This is a genomic window from Pseudomonas sp. NBRC 111123 (assembly GCF_001320205.1).
Lineage (GTDB): Bacteria > Pseudomonadota > Gammaproteobacteria > Pseudomonadales > Pseudomonadaceae > Aquipseudomonas > Aquipseudomonas putida_J.
In genome coordinates, this window is sequence record NZ_BCAZ01000004.1 from 77,902 (window position 1) to 102,683 (window position 24,782).

Consider the following 24,782-nt stretch of genomic DNA (forward strand, 5'->3'; position numbering starts at 1 on the left):
CCGTTCAGGGGCTCAACCAGCACATGCGGTCATTGTAGGCGCGGCCTTGTGTCGCGAAAGGGCCGCAAGGCGGCCCCAGGATTTCAGCAGCATTGCAGAAATAGCGGGGCCGCTTTGCGGCCCTTTCGCGACACAAGGCCGCGCCTACTCAAGCAAGGCCGGCATACGCTGGCAAAGATGAAACCGTCCCTCTGCGCCCTTCGTCTACCATTGAAACCCATCCCCCCGCGCCCCATCTAAGCACCATAGTCATTCACGCAGGTGCCCCATGAGCGACCAGCAGGATTTCCCGGAACAACCCGAAGAACACAGCGCAGTCGAACAGCCCGACACCCAGGCCGAAACCGGCCACGCCCTCGCCCTGCCCGGCCAGCAGCTGCCGGACAAGGTCTATGTGATCCCGATCCACAACCGCCCGTTCTTCCCCGCGCAGGTGCTGCCGGTGATCGTCAATGAAGAACCTTGGGCCGAAACCCTCGACCTGGTGGCCAAGACCGAGCACCACTCGCTGGCACTGTTCTTCATGGACACCCCGCCGGAGGACCACCGCCACTTCGACACCTCGGCGCTGCCGGAGTACGGCACCCTGGTCAAGGTGCACCACGCCAGCCGTGAAAACGGCAAGTTGCAGTTCGTCGCCCAAGGCCTGACCCGGGTGCGCATCCGCACCTGGCTCAAGCACCATCGCCCGCCGTACCTGGTCGAGGTCGAGTACCCGCGCCAGCCGGCCGAGCCGACCGACGAGGTCAAGGCCTACGGCATGGCGCTGATCAACGCGATCAAAGAGCTGCTGCCGCTCAACCCGCTGTACAGCGAAGAGCTGAAGAACTACCTCAACCGCTTCAGCCCCAACGACCCGTCACCGCTCACCGACTTTGCTGCCGCGCTCACCTCTGCCACCGGCAACCAGTTGCAAGAGGTGCTCGACTGCGTGCCCATGCTCAAGCGCATGGAGAAGGTCTTGCCGATGCTGCGCAAGGAGGTCGAAGTTGCGCGCCTGCAGAACGAGATCTCCGCCGAAGTGAATCGGCAGATCGGCGAACACCAGCGCGAGTTCTTCCTCAAGGAGCAGCTCAAGGTCATCCAGCAGGAGCTGGGCCTGACCAAGGACGATCGCAGCGCCGACCTCGAACAGTTCGAGCAGCGCCTTGCCGGCAAGACCCTGCCCGACCAGGCGAAAAAACGCATCGACGAAGAAATGGGCAAGCTGGCCATTCTCGAGACGGGCTCGCCCGAATACGCGGTCACCCGTAATTACCTGGAATGGGCCACCGCCCTGCCCTGGGGCCAGTACGGCAAGGACAAGCTAGACCTCAAGCACGCGCGCAAGGTGCTCGACCAGCATCACGCGGGGCTGGACGACATCAAGGAGCGTATCCTCGAATTCCTCGCGGTCGGCGCCTGGAAGGGCGAAATCAGCGGCTCGATCGTGCTGCTGGTGGGCCCGCCAGGGGTGGGCAAGACCAGCATCGGCAAGTCGATCGCCGAATCCCTGGGCCGGCCGTTCTACCGCTTCAGCGTGGGTGGCATGCGCGACGAGGCAGAGATCAAGGGCCACCGTCGCACCTACATCGGCGCCCAACCAGGCAAGCTGGTGCAGGCGCTGAAAGAGGTCGAGGTGATGAACCCGGTGATCATGCTCGACGAGATCGACAAGATGGGCCAGAGCTACCAGGGCGACCCGGCCTCGGCGCTGCTGGAAACGCTCGACCCGGAGCAGAACGTCGACTTCCTCGACCACTACCTGGACCTGCGCCTGGACCTGTCCAAGGTGCTGTTCGTGTGCACCGCCAACACCCTGGACTCAATCCCAGGGCCGCTGCTCGACCGTATGGAAGTGATCCGCCTGTCTGGCTACATCACTGAAGAGAAGCTGGCCATCGCCAAGCGCCACCTGTGGCCCAAGCAGCTGGAAAAGGCCGGCGTGGCCAAGACCAGCCTGAGCATCAGCGACAGCGCCCTGCGCACGGTAATCGACGGCTATGCCCGTGAAGCCGGCGTGCGCCAGCTGGAAAAACAGCTGGGCAAACTGGTGCGCAAGGCCGTGGTGAGGTTGCTGGAAGCCCCGGATGCCAAGATCAAGATCGGCAACAAGGATCTGGAGGCTGCCCTGGGCATGCCGGTGTTCCGCAGCGAGCAGGTATTGGCTGGCAAAGGGGTGATAACAGGCCTTGCCTGGACCAGCATGGGCGGCGCGACCTTGCCGATCGAGGCGACGCGCATCCATACCCTGAACCGCGGCTTCAAGCTCACCGGTAAGCTCGGCGATGTGATGAAGGAGTCCGCCGAAATCGCCTACAGCTACGTCAGTTCCAACCTCAAGCAGTTTGGCGGCGACCCGGGCTTCTTCAATGAGGCGTTCATTCACCTGCACGTGCCTGAAGGCGCCACGCCAAAGGATGGCCCAAGTGCCGGTATCACCATGGCCAGTGCGCTGCTTTCGCTGGCCCGCGACCAGGCGCCGAAGAAAGGCGTCGCCATGACCGGCGAGCTGACCCTCACCGGCCAGGTGCTGCCGATTGGCGGCGTGCGCGAAAAAGTGATCGCGGCGCGGCGCCAGAAGATTTTCGAGCTGATCCTGCCCGAACCCAACCGTGGTGATTTCGAGGAACTGCCGGACTACCTGCGCGAAGGCATGACCGTGCATTTCGCCAAGCGCTTCACGGACGTCGCCAAAGTCTTGTTCTGACCCACCGCCTCGCTTGTTGCAGGAGCGGCCTTGTGTCGCGAAAGGGCCGCAAAGCGGCCCCGGGATTTCAGCACCGGTGCATTAATTGTAGGGGCTGCTAGGCAGCCCTTTCGCGACACAAGGCCGCTCCCACAGGACCGAGTCATCGGTTATCCTCAGGCCATCGTCAGCCTCTGGAGCCACCATGACTGCCCCTCGTCTGCTCGTTCCCCTGAGCTTCGCCCTGCTCGCCGCCTGCGCCCAGCAGCCCAAACAAACCGTCGAACTGGACGCCGAAAGCGAATGCCCCAAGCGCCTGCAGGTCGGCCAGAGCCTCACCCTGACCCTGCCCAGCAACCCCACCACCGGTTACCGCTGGCTGGTGCAGAACCCGGCATCCAACGTGCTGCTAAGCCTGGGCCCCGAGGTCTACAGTGCACCCGAAGACGCCGGTATCGTCGGCAGCTCAGGCATCTCGACCTGGCGCTACCAGGCCCGTGCCGCCGGTGAAGGCCACCTGATGCTGGTTTACCAGCAACCGTGGGCCCCGGAAGTACGCCCGGTACAGACCTTCGATTGCGCCATCCGCGTCGACTGAACGCACAGCGCTGGTCAGCGAACCATGCATCCGCGCTGCGGTTTGGCTAGAATGCCGGCCCTGCATATCGCCAGCCGCCTGGATTCACCGTGAGCAAACAACCCGACCGCCTTTTCGCCCAACCCCTGGAGCAAGTCCCCGACTTCGTGTTCAACGAAGACGTGGTGCGCGTGTTCCCGGACATGATCAAGCGCTCGGTGCCCGGTTACCCGACCATCGTCGAGAACCTCGGCGTGTTGGCTGCGCGCTTCGCCCAGCCAAACACTGCGCTGTACGATCTCGGGGCCTCCCTGGGGGCCGTGACCCAATCGCTGCGCCGCCATGTGCGCAGCGACGGCTGCCGGGTAATCGCGGTGGACAATTCCGCGGCCATGGTCGAACGTTGCCGCCAGTACCTCACCGCCCAGGATTCGATGTTCCAGGAACTGCTGCCGGTCGAAGTACTGGACGCCGACATCCTCACCCTGCCCTTCGAACCGGCCTCGGTGGTGGCGATGAACTTCACGCTGCAGTTCATCGCACCGGAACAGCGCCTGGCGCTGCTCGGCCGGATCCGCCAGGCACTACTGCCCGGCGGCGCGCTGATCCTCTCGGAAAAACTGCGTTTCGCCGATGACGACGAGCAGAACCTGCTCAACGAACTGCACCTGGACTTCAAGCGGGCCAATGGCTACAGCGAACTGGAAATCGCCCAGAAGCGCAGCGCCATTGAGAACGTGATGAAGCCCGACACCCTGGAAGCCCATGAAGAACGCCTGCGCGCAGCCGGCTTCTCCAAGGTGGTGCCGTGGTTCCAATGCCTTAACTTCGCCTCGCTGATAGCCTTGCCATGATCGATCTGTCCCCCCTCGTCCGCCGCCTGGCGGGCACTCCCCTGGCTGCCTGGTCCCAGGGCCTGCAAGCTCAACTGGAAGCCAAGCTCGAAAAAGGCCATGGCGACCTCGACCGCTGGCGCGGCGCGCTGGACGCGCTGCCGGCCCTGCAGCCGAGCGTTATCGACCTGGCCGACGGCCTGCGCCTGGATTGCGACTGCGATGACGCCACCCGTGCACAGGTGCACCAGGCGCTGATGGGCCTGTCGCCCTGGCGCAAGGGGCCGTTCGACCTGTTCGGTGTGCATGTCGACACCGAATGGCGCTCGGACTGGAAGTGGTCACGGGTCGGCCCGCACCTGGACCTCAAAGGCAAGCGCGTGCTCGATGTCGGCTGCGGCAACGGTTACTACCAGTGGCGCATGCTGGGTGCCGGCGCCGACATGGTCATCGGCGTTGACCCCAACTGGCTGTTCTTCTGCCAGTTCCAAGCCGTGCAGCAGTATTTGCCCGAGCTGCCCGCCTGGCACTTGCCGTTCGCCCTGGAAGAGCTGCCGGCCAACCTCGAAGGCTTCGACACAGTGTTCTCCATGGGTGTGTTCTACCACCGCCGCTCGCCCATCGAGCACTTGCTGGCGCTCAAGGACTGCCTGGTCAAAGGCGGCGAACTGGTGCTGGAAACCCTGGTGATCGAAGGCGACGAAAACCAGGTGCTGGTGCCCGAAGACCGCTACGCGCAGATGCGCAACGTCTGGTACCTGCCGTCGGTACCGGCCCTGGAGCGCTGGTTGCGCCGCGCCGGTTTCACTGATGTGCGCTGCGTGGACGTGAGTGTCACCAGCGTCGAGGAACAGCGCAGCACCGAATGGATGCGCTATCAGTCGCTGGGCGATTTCCTCGACCCGAACGACCACAGCAAGACCATCGAAGGCCTACCGGCCCCGCGCCGCGCCACGCTGCTGGCGCGCAAATAAAAAAGGCGTCCACATGGACGCCTGAATCACAGCTGTGCCAGGGAGCAGTGCTGGCACAGCTGCTGTTGCTCACTCAGTCCTTGGCCACCTCGCGGGCCTTTTCCTGTGCCTTGCGCTCGCGCTCGGCGATGGCCTGTTGCTTGTCGCCATGCAGGCGCTCCTGGTCCTGGCGGAACGCTTGCCAGAACGCCTTGGAACGTTCGGCGCCGCCTTCGGCGTAAACGCTGGCGCTGCCCAGGGCAAGGGTCGCCAGCAGCAGGTATTTGGTCAGGTTCATCGTGCTTGCCTCGTTGATAACCGATCAGACAGGGCAAGCGTATCCAAGGGTAGCTAACGCCAAGGTGAGGCGGGCATTACAGTCTTGCAAGGTAGCCTTGGCCAACCGCCAGATAACACCGGGATTACAAATCCGTTATCTACGCCGATGGGCCATTAGCATGCCGTAACATCCTGCGGCTTGACCCTGAAGCCCCTCCAGGCTTGAGAATCCCGCCCTTTCCAGCACACCGAGCCCGCCCATGCGCCTACTGATCATCGAGGACGAACTGCGTACCGCCGACTACCTGCAACAAGGCCTGCGCGAAAACGGCTACGTGGTCGACTGCGCCCACACCGGCACCGACGGCCTGCACCTGGCACGCCAGCAGCCCTACGACCTGATCATCCTCGACGTCAACCTGCCCGAACTTGACGGCTGGACGGTGCTGCAGCGCCTGCGCGCCGAAGCGGCCACGCGCATCATGATGCTCACTGCCCATGGTCGCCTGGCAGACCGCGTCAAAGGCCTGGATCTGGGCGCTGACGATTATCTGCTCAAACCGTTCGAGTTCCCCGAATTGCTGGCCCGCATTCGCAGCCTGCTGCGCCGTAACGACCAGCAACTGCAACCGAGCACCCTGCGCGTCGCCGACCTTGAGCTGGACCCCGGCCGCCACCGCGCCTACCGCGCCGGCAAACGTATCGACCTGACCGCCAAGGAGTTCGCCCTGTTGCACCTGCTGATGCGCCAGAGCGGCGAAGTGCTATCGCGCACGCAGATCATCTCGCTGGTGTGGGACATGAACTTCGATTGCGACACCAATGTGGTCGAAGTCTCGATTCGCCGGCTACGGGCAAAGATCGACGATCCGTTCGACGACAAGCTGATCCATACCCTGCGCGGCGTTGGTTATGTCCTCGAGGCCCGGGTGTGAAGCACGCCAGCCTGTCGCTACGCCTGGGCCTGAGTGTGACCCTGATGGGCGCCGCCCTGGTGCTGCTGCTCGCCTGCCTCGCAGTGTTCGCCCTCGACCACGAACTGGACAGCCGCGCCCGCAAGGACCTGGCGCGCAAGATGTTGCAGGTGGAACACAACCTGCGAGTCGACTTGCGCAGCGAGGACCTTGGCAGCCGTGCTCATCCGTTGCTCGACCTGGTGATGGGCCACGACAACCTCAGCCTCAGCGTACTGGCCCTCGAGGGCCGCCACCCGCACCTGCTCAGCCTTGGCCCTGCGCTTGAATCCCGTGTCGGTGAATTGCACACCGATGCACGCCTGAACTACCACGAATGGCGTGACAGCAGCGGCAACCAGATCCTCACCGTCACCCGCCAGATGCGCCTGCGCGACGACACCCCGGTGCGGGTGATGATGTCGCTCAACCGGGCCGATGACCACGCCCTGCTTCAGGCCTACCTGCACTCGACCCTGCTGGCCCTGCCATTGCTGTTGCTGCTGATCGGCGCTGGCGCCTGGTGGCTGATGCAACGAGGCTTGAAGCCACTGCGCCACTTCCGCCGCATTGCCGGGCAGGTCTCTGCCCAGGATCTGCAACACCGCCTGCCCGCCACCGGGCTGCCCCTGGAACTGGCAGAGCTGGCGCGCAGCATCAATGTGATGCTCGACCGCCTGGATCAAGGTGTACGCCAGCTGTCGCAGTTCTCTGACGACCTGGCCCACGAACTGCGCACGCCGCTGAGCAACCTGATGGGCAAGACCCAGGTCACCCTGGCCCGCGAGCGTGACAGCGAGAACTACCGGGAGGTGCTGGAAGACAGCATCGAGGAGCTGACCCGGCTCAACCGCATCATCAACGACATGCTGTTCCTCGCTCAGGTCAGCCAGCCGCAGGCACAAGTGGCGCTCAAGCCGCTGGCGTTGGCGGACGAAGCGGCGCAGGTGAGCGAGCTGTTTGCCTTCAGTGCCGAGTTGAAGCATATCGAGCTGCGCCTGCAGGGCTGGGGTACGGCGCTGGCAGACCGCCTGATGTTCCAGCGGGCGCTGTCGAATTTGCTGAGCAATGCCATTCGTCACGGACCAGACGGACAGGCGGTGAAGCTGGGCATAGAGCGCCAGGCCAGCGAGGTATTGATATGGGTGGAGAATCAGGGGCCGGGCATTGCCGAAGAACACTGGCCGCAGTTGTTCGAGCGCTTCTACCGCGTGGGGTCGGGGCGTTCGCGGCTGGAGGGCGGGACGGGCTTGGGGTTGGCGATCGTGAAATCGATCATGCAGCTGCATGGAGGGCGGGTCGAGGTAAGCAGCAGCCCTTCAGGGCCGACTCGCTTCACACTGGTGTTTCAAGCAGAGTGAAGCGTTGCCTGCACCGGCCTCTTCGCGGGTGAACCCGCTGCCACAGGTGCTGCACATTACCTTGGGGCAGTGCTGTCCCTGTGGGAGCGGGTTCACCCGCGAAGGGGCCGGTACAAGCAACCGACGGATCAGCGCGAAGCCGCGACGATCAACGCCTTCATCTCGGCCACAGCGGCCTTGAAGCCGACGAACAAGGCATGCGCAACCAGCGCATGGCCGATGTTCAGCTCATTGATGCCCTTGATCGCGGCCACCGCCTCGACGTTGTGGTAATGCAGGCCATGGCCAGCATTGACGATCAACCCCTGGCCCACGCCAAACGCCACCCCATCGACGATGCGTTGCAGCTCCTCGGCCACTTCGGTCGGCGTTTCGGCATCGGCATAACGCCCGGTGTGCAACTCGATGGCCGGCGCACCGACACGGCGCGAAGCCTCGATCTGCCGCTCGTCGGCATCGATGAACAGCGACACTTCAGCACCGGTACGCGACAAGCGCTCGACCGCCGCCTTGATCCGCGCTTCCTGGCCTGCCACATCCAGGCCACCCTCGGTGGTCAGCTCCTGGCGGGTCTCGGGGACCAGGCAGATATGCGCCGGGCGGATTTTCTCGGCAAAGGCCATCATCTCTTCGGTGACGCCCATTTCGAAGTTCATGCGCGTCTGCAGCACGTCCTTGAGCAGCACCACGTCGCGCTCCTGGATGTGCCGGCGATCTTCACGCAGGTGCACGGTGATGCCATCGGCGCCTGCTTCCTCGGCATCCAGTGCAGCCTTGACCGGGTCCGGGTAGCGGGTGCCGCGGGCCTGGCGCAGGGTCGCTACGTGGTCGATGTTGACGCCAAGAAGCATGCGGTTGCTGTGAGTCACGAAAGGCTCTCCTGAAGTTTGAGCCACACAGCATACGACGTGCTCAGCGCTTGCGAAACAGTTCCCGGCTTACCAGCGGTTTTGGCCCCAAGTGCACCGCCAATGCCTGGCGCATCAGGCGCTTGGCCGCCAGCAAGGCGCCTGGTGCGTCCCAGTCGGCCTGGGCCAGGGCCAGCAGCTCGGTGCCATTGAACAGGCCAGGCTGGGCCAGGTACACGCGCTCCAGGCCGGCATCGACCCGCAGGCGGTACAGGCCGTCGGCTTCGACCGGGTCGTCGTTGATATCGTGGCTGAGCGAAAAGGTGTAGCCCAGGTCTTCCAGCAGCCGCCATTCGAATGAGCGCAGCAGCGGCTCCAGCGGCCTGCCCTCGGCCAATGCCTGCAGGGTCAGGGCGTACTGCTCGAACAGCTCCGGCTGCGGCGCCTCGGCGGGCAGCAGGCGCATCAGCAGTTCGTTGAGGTAGAGGCCGCTGAACAGCGCGTCACCATTGAGCCAGGCGGCGATGCCGACGGTGTCCAGGCGCCTGACGTTCTTCAGCTCGCCCTTGCCGAACAGTTCCACTTCCAGCGGTACGAACGGCCGCACCAGGCTGCCACCCTTGCCGCGTGCACGGCGCAGCACCGCACGCACGCGCCCCTGCGGCGTGAAGAAATCCACCAGTGCACTGGTTTCCTTGTAGGCGCGGCTGTGCAGGACATAGGCCGGCTGGGGGGTGGGTTGGTCCATTTACGATATCTGAGCCCGGGCTTGACGCGACCTCTGCAGGAGCGGCCTTGTGTCGCGAAAGGGCTGCGCAGCAGCCCCAAAATCTGTGTGCCAATCGAGATCTTGGGGCCCGCTACGCGCCCCTTTCGCGACACAAGGCCACTCCTACAGGAGTGCGCGCAGCGGCTTAGAGGTCGCCGTAGCCCAGCGAACGCAGGGCGCGTTCGTCGTCGGACCAGCCGCCTTTGACCTTGACCCAGAGGTTGAGCATGACCTTGGAGTCGAACAGCACCTCCATGTCCTTGCGCGCTTCAGAGCCAATGCGTTTGATACGCTCGCCCTTGTCACCAATGATGATTTTCTTCTGGCCATCACGCTCGACCAGGATCAGTGCATGGATGTGCAGCACGTGGCCCTGCTGCTTGAACTCTTCGATTTCCACGGTGATCTGGTACGGCAGCTCTGCCCCCAGCTGGCGCATGATCTTCTCGCGCACCAGTTCGGCGGCGAGGAAGCGGCTGCTGCGGTCGGTGATCTGGTCTTCCGGGAAGAAGTGATCGTTTTCCGGCAGGTGCTTGGCGATCTGGGCTTCCAGCGCTTCCAGGTTGTGGCCCTGCTGCGCGGAAATCGGCATCACCTCAGCGTTCGGCAGCTGCTCCTGCAACCACTGCAGGTGCGGGATCAACTCGGCCTTCTCTTCCATGCGGTCGGTCTTGTTGACCGCAATGATAAGCGGGCCGGTCACGTACTGCACCCGCTCGAGCACCAGTTGGTCCTCGTCGGTCCATTTGGTGCGGTCGACCACGAAGATCACCACGTCGACGTCCTTCAGGGCCGCCGAGGCGTTGCGGTTCATGTAGCGGTTCAAGGCCTTGTCGTTGGCCTTGTGCATGCCCGGGGTGTCCACGTAAATCGCCTGCACATCCCCCTCGGTCTTGATGCCGAGCATGTTGTGGCGGGTGGTCTGCGGCTTGCGCGAGGTGATTGCCAGCTTCTGGCCGAGGATGTGGTTGAGCAGGGTCGACTTGCCCACGTTCGGGCGGCCGACGATGGCCACGTAACCGCAGCGGGTCGGATTGTTATCAGTCATTGCCATTCTCCACGCCCAGGGCGATCAATGCAGCAGCGGCGGCGACTTGCTCGGCGATACGCCGGCTGACGCCCTGGCCACGGCTCTTGTTGTTCAGCAGCACCACTTCGCATTCGACGAAGAAGGTACGGCAGTGCGGTTCGCCCTGGATGTCGACCACCTCGTAACGCGGCAACTCGCAGCTGCGCGATTGCAGGAACTCCTGCAGGCGGGTTTTCGGGTCCTTGTTGGTGTCGACGAGGGTCAGGCCTTCGAACTCGTCGGTCAGCCAGGCGAGGACACGCTCGCGCGCGGTCTGCATGTCCGCGTCCAGATAGATTGCCCCGATCAGCGCCTCCAGGGCGTCGGCGAGGATCGATTCACGGCGGAAGCCACCGCTCTTGAGCTCACCCGAGCCCAGGCGCAGGTAATCGCCCAGGTCGAAACCACGGGCCAGTCGGGCCAGGGTCTCGCCCTTGACCAGGCGGGCGCGCAGGCGCGACAGCTGGCCTTCGCGGGCCTGCGGGAAGCGCTCGAACAGCGCCTCGCCGGCGACGAAGTTGAGAATGGCGTCACCGAGGAACTCCAGGCGCTCGTTGTTGCGCCCGGCGTAGCTGCGGTGAGTCAGGGCCAGCAGCATCTGCTCCTGGTTCTTGAAGGTGTAGCCGAGCTTGCGCTCGAGACGGGCAAGGGAAGCACTCATGCAGCCACCCGTTGGTTGTTCAACGCGTTGTTCAAATCAACATCCTGAAAGACTGTTTGGCTGTGGTCCGTCGCGGTGTTCGACGAATCTCTCGATCCCTGAGAACACAGCCTATGTCAGAAATGCATTCGGCGCTGTCTGCAGGACAGCGCCGAAGGGTATCAATGGATCAGGCCGACCCGCGACAGGTTGGGCAAGTGGCTGAGTTTTGGCTCTGGCCAGCTCATCCATACCGCGAAGGCCTTGCCGACGATGTTCCGGTCCGGAACCATGCCGTGCAGCGCTTTCGGGATTTTCGGGTCATCCCAGTAACGGCTGTCGTTGGAGTTGTCGCGGTTGTCGCCCATCATGAAGTAATGGCCGGCCGGCACTGTCCATTGCTGGTCCGGCGGCATGCGATAACGGGTCATCTCCTTGCGGATCAGGTGCTCGGCTTCGCCGAGTTTTTCCTTGTACAGCTCGGCGCTGCCCAAGGTACCTGGCTCGGCGCCGACCAGTTGCTCGGCGATCGGCTGGCCGTTGACGAACAGACGCTTGTCGCTGGTGTAGCTGATCTTGTCGCCCGGCAAGCCGACCACGCGCTTGATGTAGTTGACGTTCGGGTCGCTTGGGTAGCGGAACACCATGACATCGCCGCGTTGCGGGTCACCGACCTCGATGACCTTCTTGTCGATCACCGGCAGACGAATGCCGTAGGAGAACTTGTTCACCAGGATGAAATCGCCTACTTCCAGGGTCGGCTTCATCGAGCCCGAAGGGATCTGGAACGGCTCGACCAGGAACGAGCGCAGTACCAGCACGATGAACAGCACCGGGAAGAACGACTTACCGTACTCGACCAGCAGCGGCTCCTTGCTCAGGCGCTCGACCACCGCCATTTCTGGCTGGGTGACGCTGCCCTGGTAGGTGGCGATCGCTGCCCGCCGGCGCGGAGCCAGGAACAGCAGATCGATCAAGCCCAGCAGACCGCAGACGAAGACGGCGATGACTAGCAACAGCGGGAAATTTAGCGACATAGGACCTAGCTATCCAACCTGAGCACGGCGAGGAAGGCTTCCTGTGGAATCTCCACGTTGCCCACCTGCTTCATGCGTTTCTTACCGGCCTTCTGCTTCTCCAGCAGTTTCTTCTTACGGCTGACGTCACCACCGTAGCACTTGGCCAGTACGTTCTTTCTGAGTGCCTTGACGGTCGTCCGCGCAATGATCTGGCCGCCAATGGCTGCCTGGATCGCCACGTCGAACATCTGCCGAGGGATCAGCTCCTTCATCTTCTCGGTCAACGCACGGCCTTTGTAAGCCGCGTTGTCGCGGTGCACGATCAATGCCAGGGCATCGACCTTGTCGCCGTTGATCAGTACATCCAGCTTGACCAGGTTGGCCGACTGGTAGCGATCGAAATGATAGTCCAGCGAAGCATAGCCGCGGCTGGTGGACTTCAGGCGGTCGAAGAAGTCCAGTACCACTTCGTTCATCGGCATGTCATAGCGCACCTGCACCTGGCTGCCGAGGAACTGCATGTCGCGCTGCACGCCACGCTTCTCGATGCACAGGGTGATGACGTTACCCAGGTGCTCCTGCGGCACCAGAATGGTCGCGGTAACGATCGGCTCGCGGAAATCTGCCACGGCCGAAACATCCGGCAGCTTCGACGGGTTATCGACGACGATGGTCTCACCGGTCTTGAGTTCGAGCTCGTAGATCACGCTTGGCGCGGTGGTGATCAGGTCCAGGTCGTATTCGCGCTCCAGGCGCTCCTGGATGATCTCCATGTGCAGCATGCCGAGGAAGCCGCAACGGAAGCCGAAGCCCAGGGCGTCAGAGCTTTCCGGCATGTATTGCAGCGACGAGTCGTTGAGGGTCAGCTTCTGCAGGGCGTCGCGGAAGTCCTCGAAGTCGTCGGAGCTGACCGGGAACAGGCCGGCGTAGACCTGCGGCTGAATCTTCTTGAAGCCTGGCAGCACTTCAACTTCGGGGGTGGTGGACAGGGTCAGGGTGTCACCCACCGGCGCACCGTGAATGTCCTTGATGCTGGCGATGATGAAGCCTACTTCGCCGGCCTTCAGGTCAGCGGTCTGGGTGTGCTTCGGGGTGAACACACCGACGCTGTCGACCAGGTGCACCTTGCCGGTGGACTTGACCAGGATCTTGTCGCCTTTCTTGACGCGGCCGTGGCGCACACGCACCAGCGAGACAACGCCCAGGTAGTTGTCGAACCAGGAGTCGATGATCAACGCCTGCAGCGGCGCTTCGATATCGCCTTGCGGCGCGGGGATGGTCTGTACCAGGCGCTCGAGCACCTCGTCCACGCCCATGCCGCTCTTGGCACTGCAGGCCACGGCGTCGGTGGCGTCGATGCCGATGATCTTCTCGATCTCGTCCTTGACGCGGTCCGGGTCGGCCTGCGGCAGGTCCATCTTGTTGAGGACCGGCATGACCTCCAGGCCCTGCTCGATGGCGGTGTAGCAGTTGGCCACGGACTGGGCTTCGACGCCCTGGCCGGCGTCTACCACCAGCAGCGCACCTTCACAGGCCGCCAGCGAGCGCGAGACTTCGTAGGTGAAGTCGACGTGGCCGGGGGTGTCGATGAAGTTCAGCTGGTAGACCTTGCCGTCCTGCGCCTTGTAGTTGAGCGTGACGCTGTGGGCCTTGATGGTGATACCGCGTTCGCGCTCCAGGTCCATGGAGTCCAGTACCTGGGCTTCCATTTCGCGCGCCGACAGGCCACCGCACATTTGAATGAAACGGTCGGCCAGCGTCGACTTGCCATGGTCGATGTGGGCGATGATGGAGAAATTGCGGATATGACTCAAATCACTCACGGGTCAACACTCGGAAAAGGCTGCGAGCCGGACGCCCGCCGAAAAATAGCCGGGAATTGTACCTTAAGCCGGTGGGTTATGGGAGATTCCTCTATCGGACTGTACACAGCATTTGCATCCGCAATTGTGAACTTTCATGAAAAAGGGCAGCCGAAGCTGCCCTTTCCTACCCTTGAGCCCGCTTATTCAGCGAGTTTGAAGGTGATGAAGCTGGCACGGCCCTGACGCAGCACGCGCATCGACACCGAACGGTTCTTCGGCAGGTCCTTGGCGATTTCGGTGAACTGCTTGGCCGAAACGACCGCCTGGTTGTTCAGGTGGCTGATGACGTCACCCGGGCGCAGCCCGATCATCGCAGCCGGGCCATCCTGGACTTCCTTGATGACCACACCGCCCTTCAGCTCCAGGGTTTTCTTCTGCTCGGCGGTGAGGTCCGAGACCGACACACCCAAGCGGTTGCTGTTGCGCTCGGCGCCGCCTTCAGCGCCGCTGCCTGCAGCGATGTCGGCATCGTCATCCGGCATCGGGCCAACGGCGACGTCCAGGGTCTGGCGCTTGCCGTTGCGGATGATCTCGAGCTTGGCCTTCTCGCCGTCCTTCAGGCTGCCGACCAGGTGTGGCAGGTCAGCCGACATGACGATCGGCTGGCCGTTCATGCTCAGGATCACGTCACCCACCTGCAGGCCACCTTTGGCTGCCGGACCGTTTTCCAGCACCTGCGCCACCAGGGCGCCAGCCGGCTTGTCGAGACCGAACGATTCAGCCAGGTCCTTGTTGACCTCCTGAATCACCACGCCCAGCCAGCCGCGGCTGACCTTGCCGTCCTTCTTCAGCTGGTTGGACACATCGATGGCCACGTCGATCGGGATGGCGAAGGACAGGCCCATGAAGCCGCCGGAACGGGTGAAGATCTGCGAGTTGATACCGACAACTTCGCCCTTCATGTTGAACAACGGGCCGCCGGAGTTACCCGGGTTGATGGCCACGTCGGTCTGGATGAACGGTACATAGGTGTCGTTTGGCAGGGTCCGACCCTTGGCACTGACGATACCTTTGGTCACCGAATGGTCGAAGCCGAACGGCGAGCCGATGGCCAACACCCATTCACCGACCTTGAGCTTCTCCGAATCACCCAGCTTGACGGTCGGCAGGTTCTTGCCCTCGACCTTCAGCAGGGCCACGTCGGTGCGCGGGTCGGTGCCGATCAGCTTGGCCTGCAACTCACTGCGATCCGACAGGCGGACAATGATCTCGTCGGCATCGGCAACCACGTGGTTGTTGGTCAGTACATAGCCATCGCTGGAAATGATGAAGCCCGAACCCAGCGACATGGCCTCGCGCTGGCGATCACCACGTGGCGAACGGGGCTGCTGCGGCATGTTGCGTTCGAAGAATTCGCGGAACATCGGTGGCAGGCCTTCAAGGTCCGGCATCTGCCCAGCGGCGACGCGGTCTGGCAGCTTCTGCTTGGTACTGATGTTGACGACCGCAGGCGAGGCCTGCTCGACCAGGGTAGTGAAGTCCGGCAGGGCTTCCTCGGCCTGGGCGCTGAGCACCTGGCCGAGCATCAGCACGGCGGCGAACATCGTTAGGTAGGATTTCAAGCGTGGTATTGACATACGGCTCCCGTCACAACGAGCGGTAGTTGGAAATAGCCCTGCCCAAAGCAGGAAAGGCCAGACTCCTAGAAGCCTGACCTATAGAAAATTTGCCGAAGGATTGCAAATGACAATGCTTTAATTTCATTTCAGCCGCATGCCCGATCGCCTGTGCATTGCCCTTGAGCCGGCCCGCAAGAGCGCGCCATTACTGGCGCGCCTGGGCGTCCTGAGGGCGCATCGACAACGCGACACGTTCTGCCGTACCCAGCGGAATCTCGCCGACCACGGTGACCTGCACCTTGCCCTTGGGCGTGTTCAACCGGCGCGAAACGGCCGACGTCGGGCCAAGCTGGGTACGCACATCGGCACCGGCATCATCCTTCACGGGCTCGAGGAACACCGAGAAACGTGCCAGGCCATCGTCATACATCAGGCTGCTGATCGAACTGTTGCGCTCAGGGTCACGCCGCACCGTACTGTTGATCAGTTCAAACCCGGGCGGCAGCCAGTCTGAACGCCAACCGGCAACGGCCTCACTTGCGCTGCTGGCCGCACGCTCGATCGGCTTGCAGGCGGCACTGGCTTGCAGGTCATGATCACTGGGCAGGTGGTCGGTATCCAGACGGGTCATCTGGAAGCGCTCGAGCAACTGCCCCTTGTCATTGAGCATCAATGAACGCAGTGGCAGGCCGGTGCGGCGGTCCAGATGGAGTTCGAAAGCGTAGCGATGCTGGTCGCGGGGCGTCAGCGTGACAATCACGGCGTCGCGGTCAGCGACCCGTGACCTGCCCGCCACGCTCAGGTCGTACCAGCTCATCAGTTTGAGGGGATCGAGCGAGCGCTGCGCGGCGTCAGGCGGGTTGGTCACCCCATCAGCCCCGCCTGCCAGGGCACCACTCACGCACTGCACCTTGCCATCCACGCGCACGATTTCCTGGGCGGCACCATCGAGCTGCAAAAGCCGCTCGCTGACCTTGCCGTCCTGAACGCGATGCCAGATATCGTGGGAAGAGAAGCTGCCGTTACGTTCGTAGACGAAGGAGCCCTGGTAACTTTGCTTTTGCTCGGCCTGTGCCAGCTTGTTCAGCCATTCGTTCGCCTCAGGCGATGAGTTGGCCGCCAACGCTGGCACCGTCATGCAGCTGCCTATCAGCAGCGACAGGAGAGGTAGCGCGCGCATGATCCTCCTTACTTAGCGGTTTTCCAGGCTGGCGGCGCGGGCATACGGCAGGGCGGTTTCAGTGCCCTTGAGCGCGGATTCCTGCGCGTGCTGGCGCAGGTAACCTGGCAGACGCTGATCCCAGCCGGCCTGGTTCTGCAGCACGCCGTTGGCCATCGGCCCGGTCGGTTGCTCACTGCTTTCACTATAGCCTGCCAAAACCGCCGGCCCCTGACTTTGTGGCATGCTCAGGCCTTGTTGTGCAGGCTGCTGGGCAGCCAGCTCGGCACCGGTGATTTCGTCCTGGTTGTACATACGCACACCAGCCAGCACCGCTACGGTGACCGAGGCAGCGACGGCCAGGCGGCCAATGCTGCGCCACGGGCCCTGCTTGACCTTGGCCGGCACGGCTTCATCAGCCAGCGCGGCGGAGACCGCCGAGGCGATATCCAGTTTGGGCAGCAGCAGTTCCTTGTGCATCGCTGCGCGGGCTACCTGGTAACGCGACCAGGTGGCACGGGTTTCGGCATCGTCGACGGCATTCAACACCCGACGCAATTCCAGTTCGTCCGCTTCGTTATCCATCACCGCGGACAGCGATTCCTGCAAAGCTTCACGACTCATGGCGGTTCCTCTCTTGGCTGTCGCCGCTGTCTCAGGTTTCCTGCAACAACGGCTGCAGGGCTTTGTCTATGGCCTCCCGAGCGCGGAAGATTCGAGAGCGCACGGTACCCACCGGACATTGCATGACGCTGGCAATGTCTTCGTAACTCAATCCGTCAAATTCACGCAGGGTCAAAGCCGTGCGCAGATCTTCGGGCAGTTGCTGGATGGTGCGATGGACAGTGCCTTCGATTTCATCCCGCAACAACGAGCGCTCTGGGGACTCGAGATCCTTGAGACCATGATCGCCGTCGTAAAACTCCGCATCCTCGGAGCTCACATCACTGTCTGGTGGCCGTCTTCCACGGGACACCAGGTAGTTCTTCGCCGTGTTGATGGCGATGCGGTACAGCCACGTATAAAACGCACTGTCACCGCGAAAATTGCCAAGCGCACGGTAGGCCTTGATAAAGGCTTCCTGCGCCACATCCTGGGCCTCGTGGGTGTCGTGAACGAACCGCACGATCAACCCTAGAATCTTGTGCTGATACTTCAGCACCAACAGATCGAACGCTCGCCTGTCCCCGCGTTGCACACGCTCGACAAGCTGCTGATCCTCTTCCTGGGTTAGCATGAACACTCCTCAGTGAACTCGAAGGAGCGTGGCAACAGCCTTTGTTCGGGCTTGCAACCATAGACTCGGGCTTTGCGCAAAAGTTCTCCCCTCCAAGCAAGTTTCCTGCGGCCCTTGGTCGGCTCGCACGAAAGACGCGGCGCGGTCACGGCCCGCTGCGTCGATAATCAGGTTTCGAATACGCAGGTGTCAGCCCGGATAGAGCTGCCGCCCCGCGTCGCCGCGGCAAATTGTGGCGTGCGGACAGCCTTCATAGGATTTCCGGCCGTGTCGGAAAGTTCCCGCAAAGATTGACGCAACGTCCCAACTGGCATGGAAATTGGCTGCCGCAGGCTGCTATAAAGGCAACCCGGCCAGCAATCACGATAGTTTCACATTGCCATCTGCACGTGACTATTGTGCCGCGCCCTTTCCAAAGATTACTAGTGTCCCGACATGAGCCAACAATTCCAACATGATGTCCTGGTGATCGGCAGCGGCGCAGCCGGTCTGAGCCTGGCACTTAACCTTCCTGGCCACTTGCGCATTGCCGTGCTGAGCAAGGGCGACCTGGCCAACGGTTCGACCTTCTGGGCCCAAGGTGGGGTCGCAGCCGTGCTGGACAATACCGACACCGTGCAGTCGCATGTCGAGGACACCCTCAATGCCGGTGGCGGCCTGTGCCACGAAGAGGCGGTGCGCTTTACCGTCGAGCACAGCCGTGAAGCCATCGAATGGCTCATCGAGCAAGGCGTACCTTTTACCCGCGATGAACACTACAGCGTCGATGATGGCGGTTTCGAATTTCACCTCACCCGCGAGGGTGGCCACAGCCACCGGCGCATCATCCATGCTGCCGACGCCACCGGTGCGGCGATTTTCACCACCTTGCTGGAACAAGCCCGCAAGCGCGCGAACATCGAGTTGCTGGAGCAGCGCGTGGCGGTCGACCTGATCACCGAACGCCGCCTGGGCCTGGCGGGGGATCGTTGCCTGGGTGCCTATGTACTGAACCGTAACAGTGGCGAAGTCGATACCTTCGGCGCACGCTTCACCGTGCTGGCCACCGGCGGCGCGGCCAAGGTGTACCTCTATACCAGCAACCCCGACGGCGCCTGCGGTGATGGCATCGCCATGGCCTGGCGCGCAGGCTGCCGGGTAGCCAACCTGGAATTCAACCAGTTCCACCCGACCTGCCTGTATCACCCGCAGGCCAAGAGCTTCCTGGTCACCGAGGCCTTGCGTGGCGAAGGTGCGTTGTTGCGCCTGCCCAATGGCGAGCGCTTCATGCCGCGCTTCGACCCGCGAGAAGAGCTGGCCCCTCGCGACATCGTCGCCCGCGCCATCGACCATGAAATGAAGCGTCTGGGCGTCGATTGTGTCTACCTGGACATCACTCACAAGCCGGCCGACTTCATCAAGAGCCATTTCCCGACCGTCTACGAGCGTTGCCTGGCTTTTGGCATCGACATCACTCGCCAGCCGATCCCGGTGGTTCCGGCGGCGCATTACACCTGTGGCGGTGTGATGGTCGACGACCGCGGCCATACCGATGTACCCGGCCTGTACGCTATCGGCGAAACCAGTTTCACCGGCTTGCATGGCGCCAACCGCATGGCCAGCAACTCACTGCTGGAGTGCTTTGTCTATGGTCGCGCCGCAGCAGCGGACATCGAAGCGCACCTGGACCAGATCACCATGCCCCGGGCCCTGCCCTGCTGGGATGCCAGCCAGGTGACCGACTCGGACGAAGACGTGATCATCGCGCACAACTGGGACGAGCTGCGGCGCTTCATGTGGGACTACGTGGGTATCGTGCGCACCAGCAAACGCCTGCAGCGCGCCGAACACCGCGTTCGCCTGCTGCTCGACGAGATCGACGAGTTCTACAGCAACTACAAGGTCAGCCGCGACCTGATCGAACTGCGCAACCTGGCCCAGGTGGCGGAGCTGATGATCCGTTCGGCAATGCAGCGCAAGGAGAGCCGCGGGCTGCATTACACGCTGGATTACCCAGGGATGCTGCCCGAGGCCAAGGACACCATCCTCAGCCCGATTTGATACAGCTGTCGAACCGGCGCCGGCTGTACTTCAGCCTCACCCGCAAACGCCGGTGCAGGTCAGGCCCCAGGGCATCTCGAGGTATGCACTGGCTCTCGCCAAGCCAGTGCCCTGCCCTGACGAACCGCAACACCACCAACCCCGGCAGCGCCACACTGTCGCGGCACAAACGAACCGGCTGCCAGCCTTGCGCCCGGTTGAACACGCGCCAGCCCGAAGGGTCACGGCGCAGGCCGGTAACGGCATGGGCGTCAGTCAGCAGAATGCGGCGGGGAATGGCCCAGCAGGCGTGGGCAATACAAGCGCAAAGAACACAAAGGCCAAGCCACCCGGGCAGCGCGCTCAGCCACAAGACCAGTAGCGCCAGCACCTGGCAACCCAGGTAGGCCGCCAGCAACAGGCGCGAGCCCTGCCAACGGCACTCGAAAAACTCACTTGGGCTGGACACGGTCCAGAATGATGCGGACCATGCGCTGCAGCTCCGGGTCTTCCGACTCGGTACGCTCCATGAACCAGCCGAACATGTCCTGGTCTTCACAGCTCAACAGGCGGACATAAAGTTCGCGGTCGGCTTCGCTCAGGGTCGGGTAGACCTCCTGGGTGAATGGCACCAGCAGTACGTCCAGTTCCAGCATGCCGCGGCGGCTGTGCCAGAAAAGCCGGTTGAGTTCAGTTTGTTCGACCATGGGGCCCTCCTCGAATGGTCGCGCAGTATACCGCGCAGTGAACGAAGCGGCACAGGGCGTTGGTCTAGTCACCTACCTATTTTGTTACTGGCGTTCTATGATGGCCGCCAGTCTTTAGCCACCGCGATGACCCATGGCCGATTCCGCTTTCTTCAGCCCCCTGTCCCACGAGGGCATCCTCGCCGTCCGCGGCTCCGACGCCGGCAAGTTCCTGCAGGGCCAGCTGACCTGCAACATCAACTACCTCAGCCCCGAGCACGCCAGCCTCGGCGCCCGCTGCATGGTCAAGGGGCGCATGCAGTCCAGCTTCCGCATCCTGCCCGAGGGCAATGGCTACCTGCTGGCCATGGCCAGCGAGCTGCTGGAGATGCAACTGGCCGACCTGAAGAAGTACGCCGTGTTTTCCAAGGCCACGCTCACTGACGAGAGCGAGGCCTGGGCACGCTTCGGCCTGCAAGGTGGCGCCGCCGCGCTGCAGGCATTGGGGCTGGAGGTTCCGGCTGCAGCAGGGAGCACCGTACGCCATGATGGCCTGATCGCCATTGCCGTCAGCGCAGGCCGCGTGGAGCTCTGGGTACCGGCAGATCAGGCCGCCAGCGTTCGCCAACAGCTGGCAGCCACGTTGCCGGAAGGCAACCTCAACGACTGGATGCTTGGGCAGGTGCGCGCCGGTATCGGCCAGGTCATGGGCCCGACCCGTGAGCTGTTCATCCCGCAGATGATCAACCTGCAGGCTGTCGATGGCGTGAGCTTCAAGAAGGGCTGCTACACCGGCCAGGAAATCGTCGCGCGCATGCAGTACCTGGGCAAGCTCAAGCGCCGCCAGTACCGCCTGGCGCTCGAGCAGCAGGGTATTCCGGCACCCGGTACGGAAATCTTCTCGCCGACCCACGGCTCGTCGGTTGGCGAGGTGGTAATCGCCGCGAGCACCGGCCAGGGTTGCGAGCTGCTGGCAGTGCTGAGCGCTGAATCGGTAGAGGACGACAACCTGCACCTGGGCAGCCTGGAAGGCCCGCGCCTGCAGGTACTGACCCTGCCGTACGAGCTGGACCGCGACCGGGAAATCCAGCGCTGAACAGTGCACCACCCTTGCCGTTGAGACGTTCATGAACAAGCTGGCCGAGATGGTTCAAGCGCAGTTGCTGGCTGCCATCGACAACGATGACCTGGTCCTGCCAACCCTGCCCGAGGTTGCCCTGAGCATTCGCGAGGCGGCTGAAGACAGTGAAATCAGCGTTGCCGCTCTGAGCAAGGTGATCGGGCGCGACGCTGCCCTTTCGGCGCGCCTGATCAAGGTGGTCAACAGCCCGCTGTTGCGCGCAGCGGTCGAAGTCACCGACTTGCACACGGCCATCACGCGCCTGGGCATCAACTACAGCTGCAACCTGGCCATCGGCCTGGTGATCGAACAGATCTTCCATGCCCGCTCGTCTGCGGTTGAGCAAAAGCTACGGGATATCTGGTCGAACAGCCTTGAAGTGGCAGGCGTCAGTTATGAACTGTGCCGCCGCTTCACGCAGCTCAAACCTGACCAGGCAACCCTCGGCGGGCTGGTCAACCAGATCGGCGCGCTGCCGGTGCTGATCTACGCCGAAGAGCACAACGAGCTGCTTTCCGACCCGGTCTGCCTGCACTATGTGATCGAGCAGATCCAGCCGGTGCTGGGGGACAAGATTCTGTCTTCGTGGGAGTTTCCCGAGCAATTGGTCAACCTGCCAAGCCAGGTGCAAGACCTGGACCGGCGCACCGACAAGGTCGATTACATCGATGTGGTACAGATCGCCAAGTGCCTTAGCCAGCGCGGGCGCAGCCGACCCTTGCCGGCGCTGCCGGCCTATCGGCACCTTGGATTGCCGTACGGGACGGAACTGGAGATTGCCGAGTTGCTGGAAGCTCGGAGCATGTTGCGCTGACTTTTGCTGCCTGCACTGGCCTCTTCGCGGGTAAACCCGCTCCCACAGAGACACCGCAGGCCTTAGGTTTGCGCTGTACCTGTGGGAGCGGGTTTACCCGCGAAGAGGCCCGTGCAGGATAAAGATCAGTCGGCGATGAAACTCACCCTCACCTTCAACCCGCCCTTTTCACCATCATGCAGGCTGATCTGCGCCAGGTGCGCCCTGCAGATCTCACCGACAATGGCCAAGCCCAGCCCGCTGCCCTGCACTCCCCGCCGATAGAAACGCTCGAACACACGTTCGCGCTCATCTTCGGGAATCCCGGGTCCATCGTCTTCGACCTCCAGCACCGCCGGCGCCAACACCCGCAGAATCACGTTGCCGCCCGCGGGAGTGTGCGCCAGCGCATTGTCCACCAGGTTGCTGAGCAGCTCGTTTAGCAACGTCGGCTCGCCTTTCAACCACACTGGCGCCTCGGCTTCCAGCGCCAAGGCTACGCCCCGGTTGTACGCCAACGGCGCCATGGCCATGCCCAGTTCACGGGCCAGCTGGCTCAGGTCCAGGCGCTGGGCACCGCCTTCGGCAATCGCCCGGGCACCGTTTTCAACCCGCGCCAGCGACAACAACTGATTGGCCAGATGCGTCAGGCGGTCGGTACCCTGTGCGGCCGACTCCAGAGTCTGCCGCCACTCTTCAGGCTGCTGCGACCGCAACCCCAGCTCGACCCGCGCCTTCAGCGCCGCCAGCGGCGTGCGCAGTTCGTGGGCAGCCTCGGCGATGAACTGCGCCTGGCGCTCGAACTGCCCGCGCAAACGCTCGGTGAAGTGGTTCAAGGCACGCACCAGTGGGCTCAGCTCGCGCTGCACCTGCACCACGGGCAGCGCCCGCAAATCATCCGGCTGACGCTCCTCAACCGCCGTGCGCAGGCGCTCCAGCGGGCGCAACGCCGCGCTCACCGCAAACCACACCATCACCAGCGCGCCCAGCGCCAGCATGCCCAGGCGCAGCAAGGTGTCGGCCATCAGCCCGCGGGCCATGCGCACCCGCGCCTCTTCGGTCTCGGCCACGCGGATTTCCGCCATGCCGTTCATGTTCGGCTCGCTCACTGCCTTCAGCAGGCTGACCACACGCACATCCTGGCCGAGGTAGGTGGCGTCGTAGAAGCGCGCCAGTGCCGGATAGTCGTCGGTGCGCGGTGTGCCGGGCGGCGGTGGTGGCAGGTGCTCGTAGCCGGAAATCAGCTTCTGATTGATGTCCAGCACCTGGTAGTAGATACGCCCGGCGCTGTCGTAGGCGAAGGTGTCCAGCGCCACGTAGGGCACATCGGCACTGAGGCTGCCATCCCGCTGCGACAGCCCGGCGGCGATGGTCCGCGCCGAAGCCAGCAAGGTGCGGTCGTAGGCGGTATCGGCGGCTTCGCGACCATTCCAGTAGGCACTCAGGCCGCTGGCCAGCATCAACACCACCAGCAACAGCGCCAGGTTGCCCAGCAGCCGCCCGCGCAAGCTGCCGTTATCACGCATCACGGTGCTCGAGCAGGTAACCCAGGCCGCGGAAAGTGACGATGGCGACCGGATAGGCATCGAGCTTCTTGCGCAAGCGGTGGATGTAGATTTCGATGGCGTCGGGGCTGGCTTCTTCATCCAGGCCGAACACCTGGGCGGCCAGCTGTTCCTTGCTCATCACCCGACCGGGGCGGGCGATCAAGGCCTCGAGCACGCTCTGTTCGCGCGAGGTCAGGGTCAGGTTGTTCTCGCCGAGACTGAAGCGACGGGTGTCCAGGTCGTAGACCAGCGGCCCGCAACGCTGCTGGCGTTCGCCACCGAGCACGCTGCGCCTGAGCAGGGCCTTTACCCGTGCTTCCAGTTCGGTGAGCTCGAAAGGCTTGGCCAGATAATCGTCGGCGCCAAGGTTCAGGCCATGCACGCGGTCCTTCACATCGCTGCGTGCCGTGAGCATCAGCACCGGCAGGGTCTTGCCCCGGCCGCGCAGGCGCGCCAGCACCTCGAAGCCGTCCATGCGCGGCAGGCCCACATCGAGCACGGCGACGGCGTATTCCTCGCTGGCCAGGGCCAGGTCGGCAGCCACGCCGTCATGCAACACATCTACGGTCAGCCCTTGGCTTTTCAGGGCCTGGGCCACGCTTTCGGCCAGTTGCAGATGGTCTTCGACCAGCAGCACACGCATCGGATTCTCCCTGCTCGGGTGGGGCGGTGGCGCGGAGTGTACCGCCGTCATCAAGCCTGTGAAGCCCCTTGTAACAAACCTTTCACGCTGAAAGGTTAGCGAAAGGTTCATTTCCTAGCATCGCACCACGGTCGCTCCACGCGCCGAAAAAAGCACCAGCAAGGTGCAACGAATAAGAACAAAAA

24 protein-coding genes are annotated in these 24,782 nt (G+C 63.1%); 9 read left to right on the forward strand and 15 right to left on the reverse strand.

The window, feature by feature from the left end:
* Positions 1-268 precede the first annotated feature (268 nt).
* The 4 genes from lon to cmoB all read left to right on the forward strand — a co-directional run bounded on the left by lon (position 269) and on the right by cmoB (position 5,052).
* Entirely contained in the window at positions 269-2,689 is a 2,421-nt protein-coding gene (lon, locus tag APH27_RS03770) for an endopeptidase La (protein WP_027917864.1), read from the forward strand.
* A 184-nt stretch (positions 2,690-2,873) separates the two neighbouring features.
* Complete coding sequence (locus APH27_RS03775; protein WP_060484019.1) at positions 2,874-3,266, forward strand: protease inhibitor I42 family protein; 393 nt, start codon at positions 2,874-2,876, stop codon at positions 3,264-3,266.
* An 89-nt stretch (positions 3,267-3,355) separates the two neighbouring features.
* Positions 3,356-4,099, forward strand: coding sequence for a carboxy-S-adenosyl-L-methionine synthase CmoA (gene cmoA, locus APH27_RS03780; RefSeq protein WP_027917866.1), 744 nt, complete (start codon positions 3,356-3,358; stop codon positions 4,097-4,099).
* Positions 4,096-5,052, forward strand: coding sequence for a tRNA 5-methoxyuridine(34)/uridine 5-oxyacetic acid(34) synthase CmoB (gene cmoB / locus APH27_RS03785; RefSeq protein ID WP_027917867.1), 957 nt, complete (start codon positions 4,096-4,098; stop codon positions 5,050-5,052). Before cmoA ends, cmoB begins: the two co-directional genes overlap by 4 nt.
* A gap of 73 nt (positions 5,053-5,125) precedes the next feature.
* Here cmoB and APH27_RS03790 read toward each other — a convergent pair whose 3' ends face one another.
* A complete protein-coding gene (locus tag APH27_RS03790; RefSeq protein WP_027917868.1) occupies positions 5,126-5,329 on the reverse strand; it encodes a hypothetical protein in 204 nt (67 codons plus the stop codon).
* A 241-nt stretch (positions 5,330-5,570) separates the two neighbouring features.
* Here APH27_RS03790 and APH27_RS03795 point away from each other — a divergent pair, with 241 nt between their 5' ends.
* Entirely contained in the window at positions 5,571-6,245 is a 675-nt protein-coding gene (locus APH27_RS03795; protein WP_027917869.1) for a heavy metal response regulator transcription factor, read from the forward strand.
* Positions 6,242-7,624 carry a heavy metal sensor histidine kinase gene (locus APH27_RS03800; protein WP_060484020.1) on the forward strand — a complete coding sequence of 461 codons (1,383 nt, stop codon included), beginning with the start codon at positions 6,242-6,244 and terminating at the stop codon, positions 7,622-7,624. Before APH27_RS03795 ends, APH27_RS03800 begins: the two co-directional genes overlap by 4 nt.
* A 128-nt stretch (positions 7,625-7,752) precedes the next feature.
* On the opposite strand, the gene pdxJ is transcribed toward APH27_RS03800, so the two are convergent.
* From pdxJ to rpoE, 10 genes are all read right to left on the reverse strand, one after another.
* Positions 7,753-8,475, reverse strand: a complete 723-nt coding sequence (gene pdxJ / locus APH27_RS03805; protein WP_152954894.1) for a pyridoxine 5'-phosphate synthase — start codon at positions 8,473-8,475, stop codon at positions 7,753-7,755.
* Positions 8,476-8,536: 61 nt separating this feature from the next.
* Complete coding sequence (recO, locus tag APH27_RS03810) at positions 8,537-9,220, reverse strand: DNA repair protein RecO (RefSeq protein WP_027917872.1); 684 nt, start codon at positions 9,218-9,220, stop codon at positions 8,537-8,539.
* A 166-nt stretch (positions 9,221-9,386) separates the two neighbouring features.
* Entirely contained in the window at positions 9,387-10,289 is a 903-nt protein-coding gene (gene era / locus APH27_RS03815) for a GTPase Era (protein ID WP_016498176.1), read from the reverse strand.
* A complete protein-coding gene (rnc, locus tag APH27_RS03820) occupies positions 10,282-10,971 on the reverse strand; it encodes a ribonuclease III (protein WP_027917873.1) in 690 nt (229 codons plus the stop codon). The genes era and rnc overlap by 8 nt, the downstream gene beginning before the upstream one ends.
* 161 nt (positions 10,972-11,132) lie before the next feature.
* Positions 11,133-11,987: a signal peptidase I gene (gene lepB / locus APH27_RS03825; RefSeq protein ID WP_027917874.1), complete on the reverse strand. Its 855-nt coding sequence runs from the start codon at positions 11,985-11,987 to the stop codon at positions 11,133-11,135.
* A gap of 5 nt (positions 11,988-11,992) precedes the next feature.
* Positions 11,993-13,792, reverse strand: a complete 1,800-nt coding sequence (gene lepA, locus APH27_RS03830; protein ID WP_060484021.1) for a translation elongation factor 4 — start codon at positions 13,790-13,792, stop codon at positions 11,993-11,995.
* A gap of 182 nt (positions 13,793-13,974) precedes the next feature.
* On the reverse strand, positions 13,975-15,378 hold the full coding sequence (locus tag APH27_RS03835; RefSeq protein WP_371260236.1) for a DegQ family serine endoprotease: 1,404 nt from the start codon (positions 15,376-15,378) through the stop codon (positions 13,975-13,977).
* A 220-nt stretch (positions 15,379-15,598) separates the two neighbouring features.
* Positions 15,599-16,573, reverse strand: a complete 975-nt coding sequence (locus tag APH27_RS03840) for a MucB/RseB C-terminal domain-containing protein (protein WP_060484022.1) — start codon at positions 16,571-16,573, stop codon at positions 15,599-15,601.
* A gap of 12 nt (positions 16,574-16,585) precedes the next feature.
* Positions 16,586-17,176, reverse strand: coding sequence for a sigma-E factor negative regulatory protein (locus APH27_RS03845; protein ID WP_027917878.1), 591 nt, complete (start codon positions 17,174-17,176; stop codon positions 16,586-16,588).
* 31 nt (positions 17,177-17,207) lie between these two features.
* The gene (gene rpoE, locus APH27_RS03850) at positions 17,208-17,789 is read right to left on the reverse strand and encodes an RNA polymerase sigma factor RpoE (protein WP_003252049.1); all 582 of its coding nucleotides are present in this window, start codon (positions 17,787-17,789) and stop codon (positions 17,208-17,210) included.
* A gap of 435 nt (positions 17,790-18,224) precedes the next feature.
* On the opposite strand from rpoE, the gene nadB reads away from it, so the two are divergent.
* On the forward strand, positions 18,225-19,829 hold the full coding sequence (gene nadB / locus APH27_RS03855) for an L-aspartate oxidase (protein ID WP_060484023.1): 1,605 nt from the start codon (positions 18,225-18,227) through the stop codon (positions 19,827-19,829).
* Here nadB and APH27_RS03860 read toward each other — a convergent pair.
* A complete protein-coding gene (locus APH27_RS03860) occupies positions 19,816-20,277 on the reverse strand; it encodes a protein YgfX (RefSeq protein WP_060484024.1) in 462 nt (153 codons plus the stop codon). The two genes, nadB and APH27_RS03860, sit on opposite strands and share 14 nt — an antisense overlap.
* Entirely contained in the window at positions 20,261-20,515 is a 255-nt protein-coding gene (locus tag APH27_RS03865) for a succinate dehydrogenase assembly factor 2 (protein WP_008094993.1), read from the reverse strand. Before APH27_RS03865 ends, APH27_RS03860 begins: the two co-directional genes overlap by 17 nt.
* 133 nt (positions 20,516-20,648) lie before the next feature.
* On the opposite strand from APH27_RS03865, the gene APH27_RS03870 reads away from it, so the two are divergent.
* Together APH27_RS03870 and APH27_RS03875 are read left to right on the forward strand one after the other, a co-directional pair.
* A complete protein-coding gene (locus APH27_RS03870; protein WP_060484025.1) occupies positions 20,649-21,590 on the forward strand; it encodes a folate-binding protein YgfZ in 942 nt (313 codons plus the stop codon).
* Between the two features lie 31 nt (positions 21,591-21,621).
* Positions 21,622-22,428, forward strand: coding sequence for an HDOD domain-containing protein (locus APH27_RS03875; RefSeq protein ID WP_060484026.1), 807 nt, complete (start codon positions 21,622-21,624; stop codon positions 22,426-22,428).
* Between the two features lie 125 nt (positions 22,429-22,553).
* Here the strand turns inward: APH27_RS03875 and APH27_RS03880 are convergent, their stop codons facing one another.
* Positions 22,554-23,933, reverse strand: a complete 1,380-nt coding sequence (locus tag APH27_RS03880) for a sensor histidine kinase (RefSeq protein ID WP_027917883.1) — start codon at positions 23,931-23,933, stop codon at positions 22,554-22,556.
* Positions 23,926-24,597 carry a response regulator gene (locus APH27_RS03885; protein ID WP_027917884.1) on the reverse strand — a complete coding sequence of 224 codons (672 nt, stop codon included), beginning with the start codon at positions 24,595-24,597 and terminating at the stop codon, positions 23,926-23,928. The genes APH27_RS03880 and APH27_RS03885 overlap by 8 nt, the downstream gene beginning before the upstream one ends.
* Between the last annotated feature and the right edge of the window lie 185 nt (positions 24,598-24,782).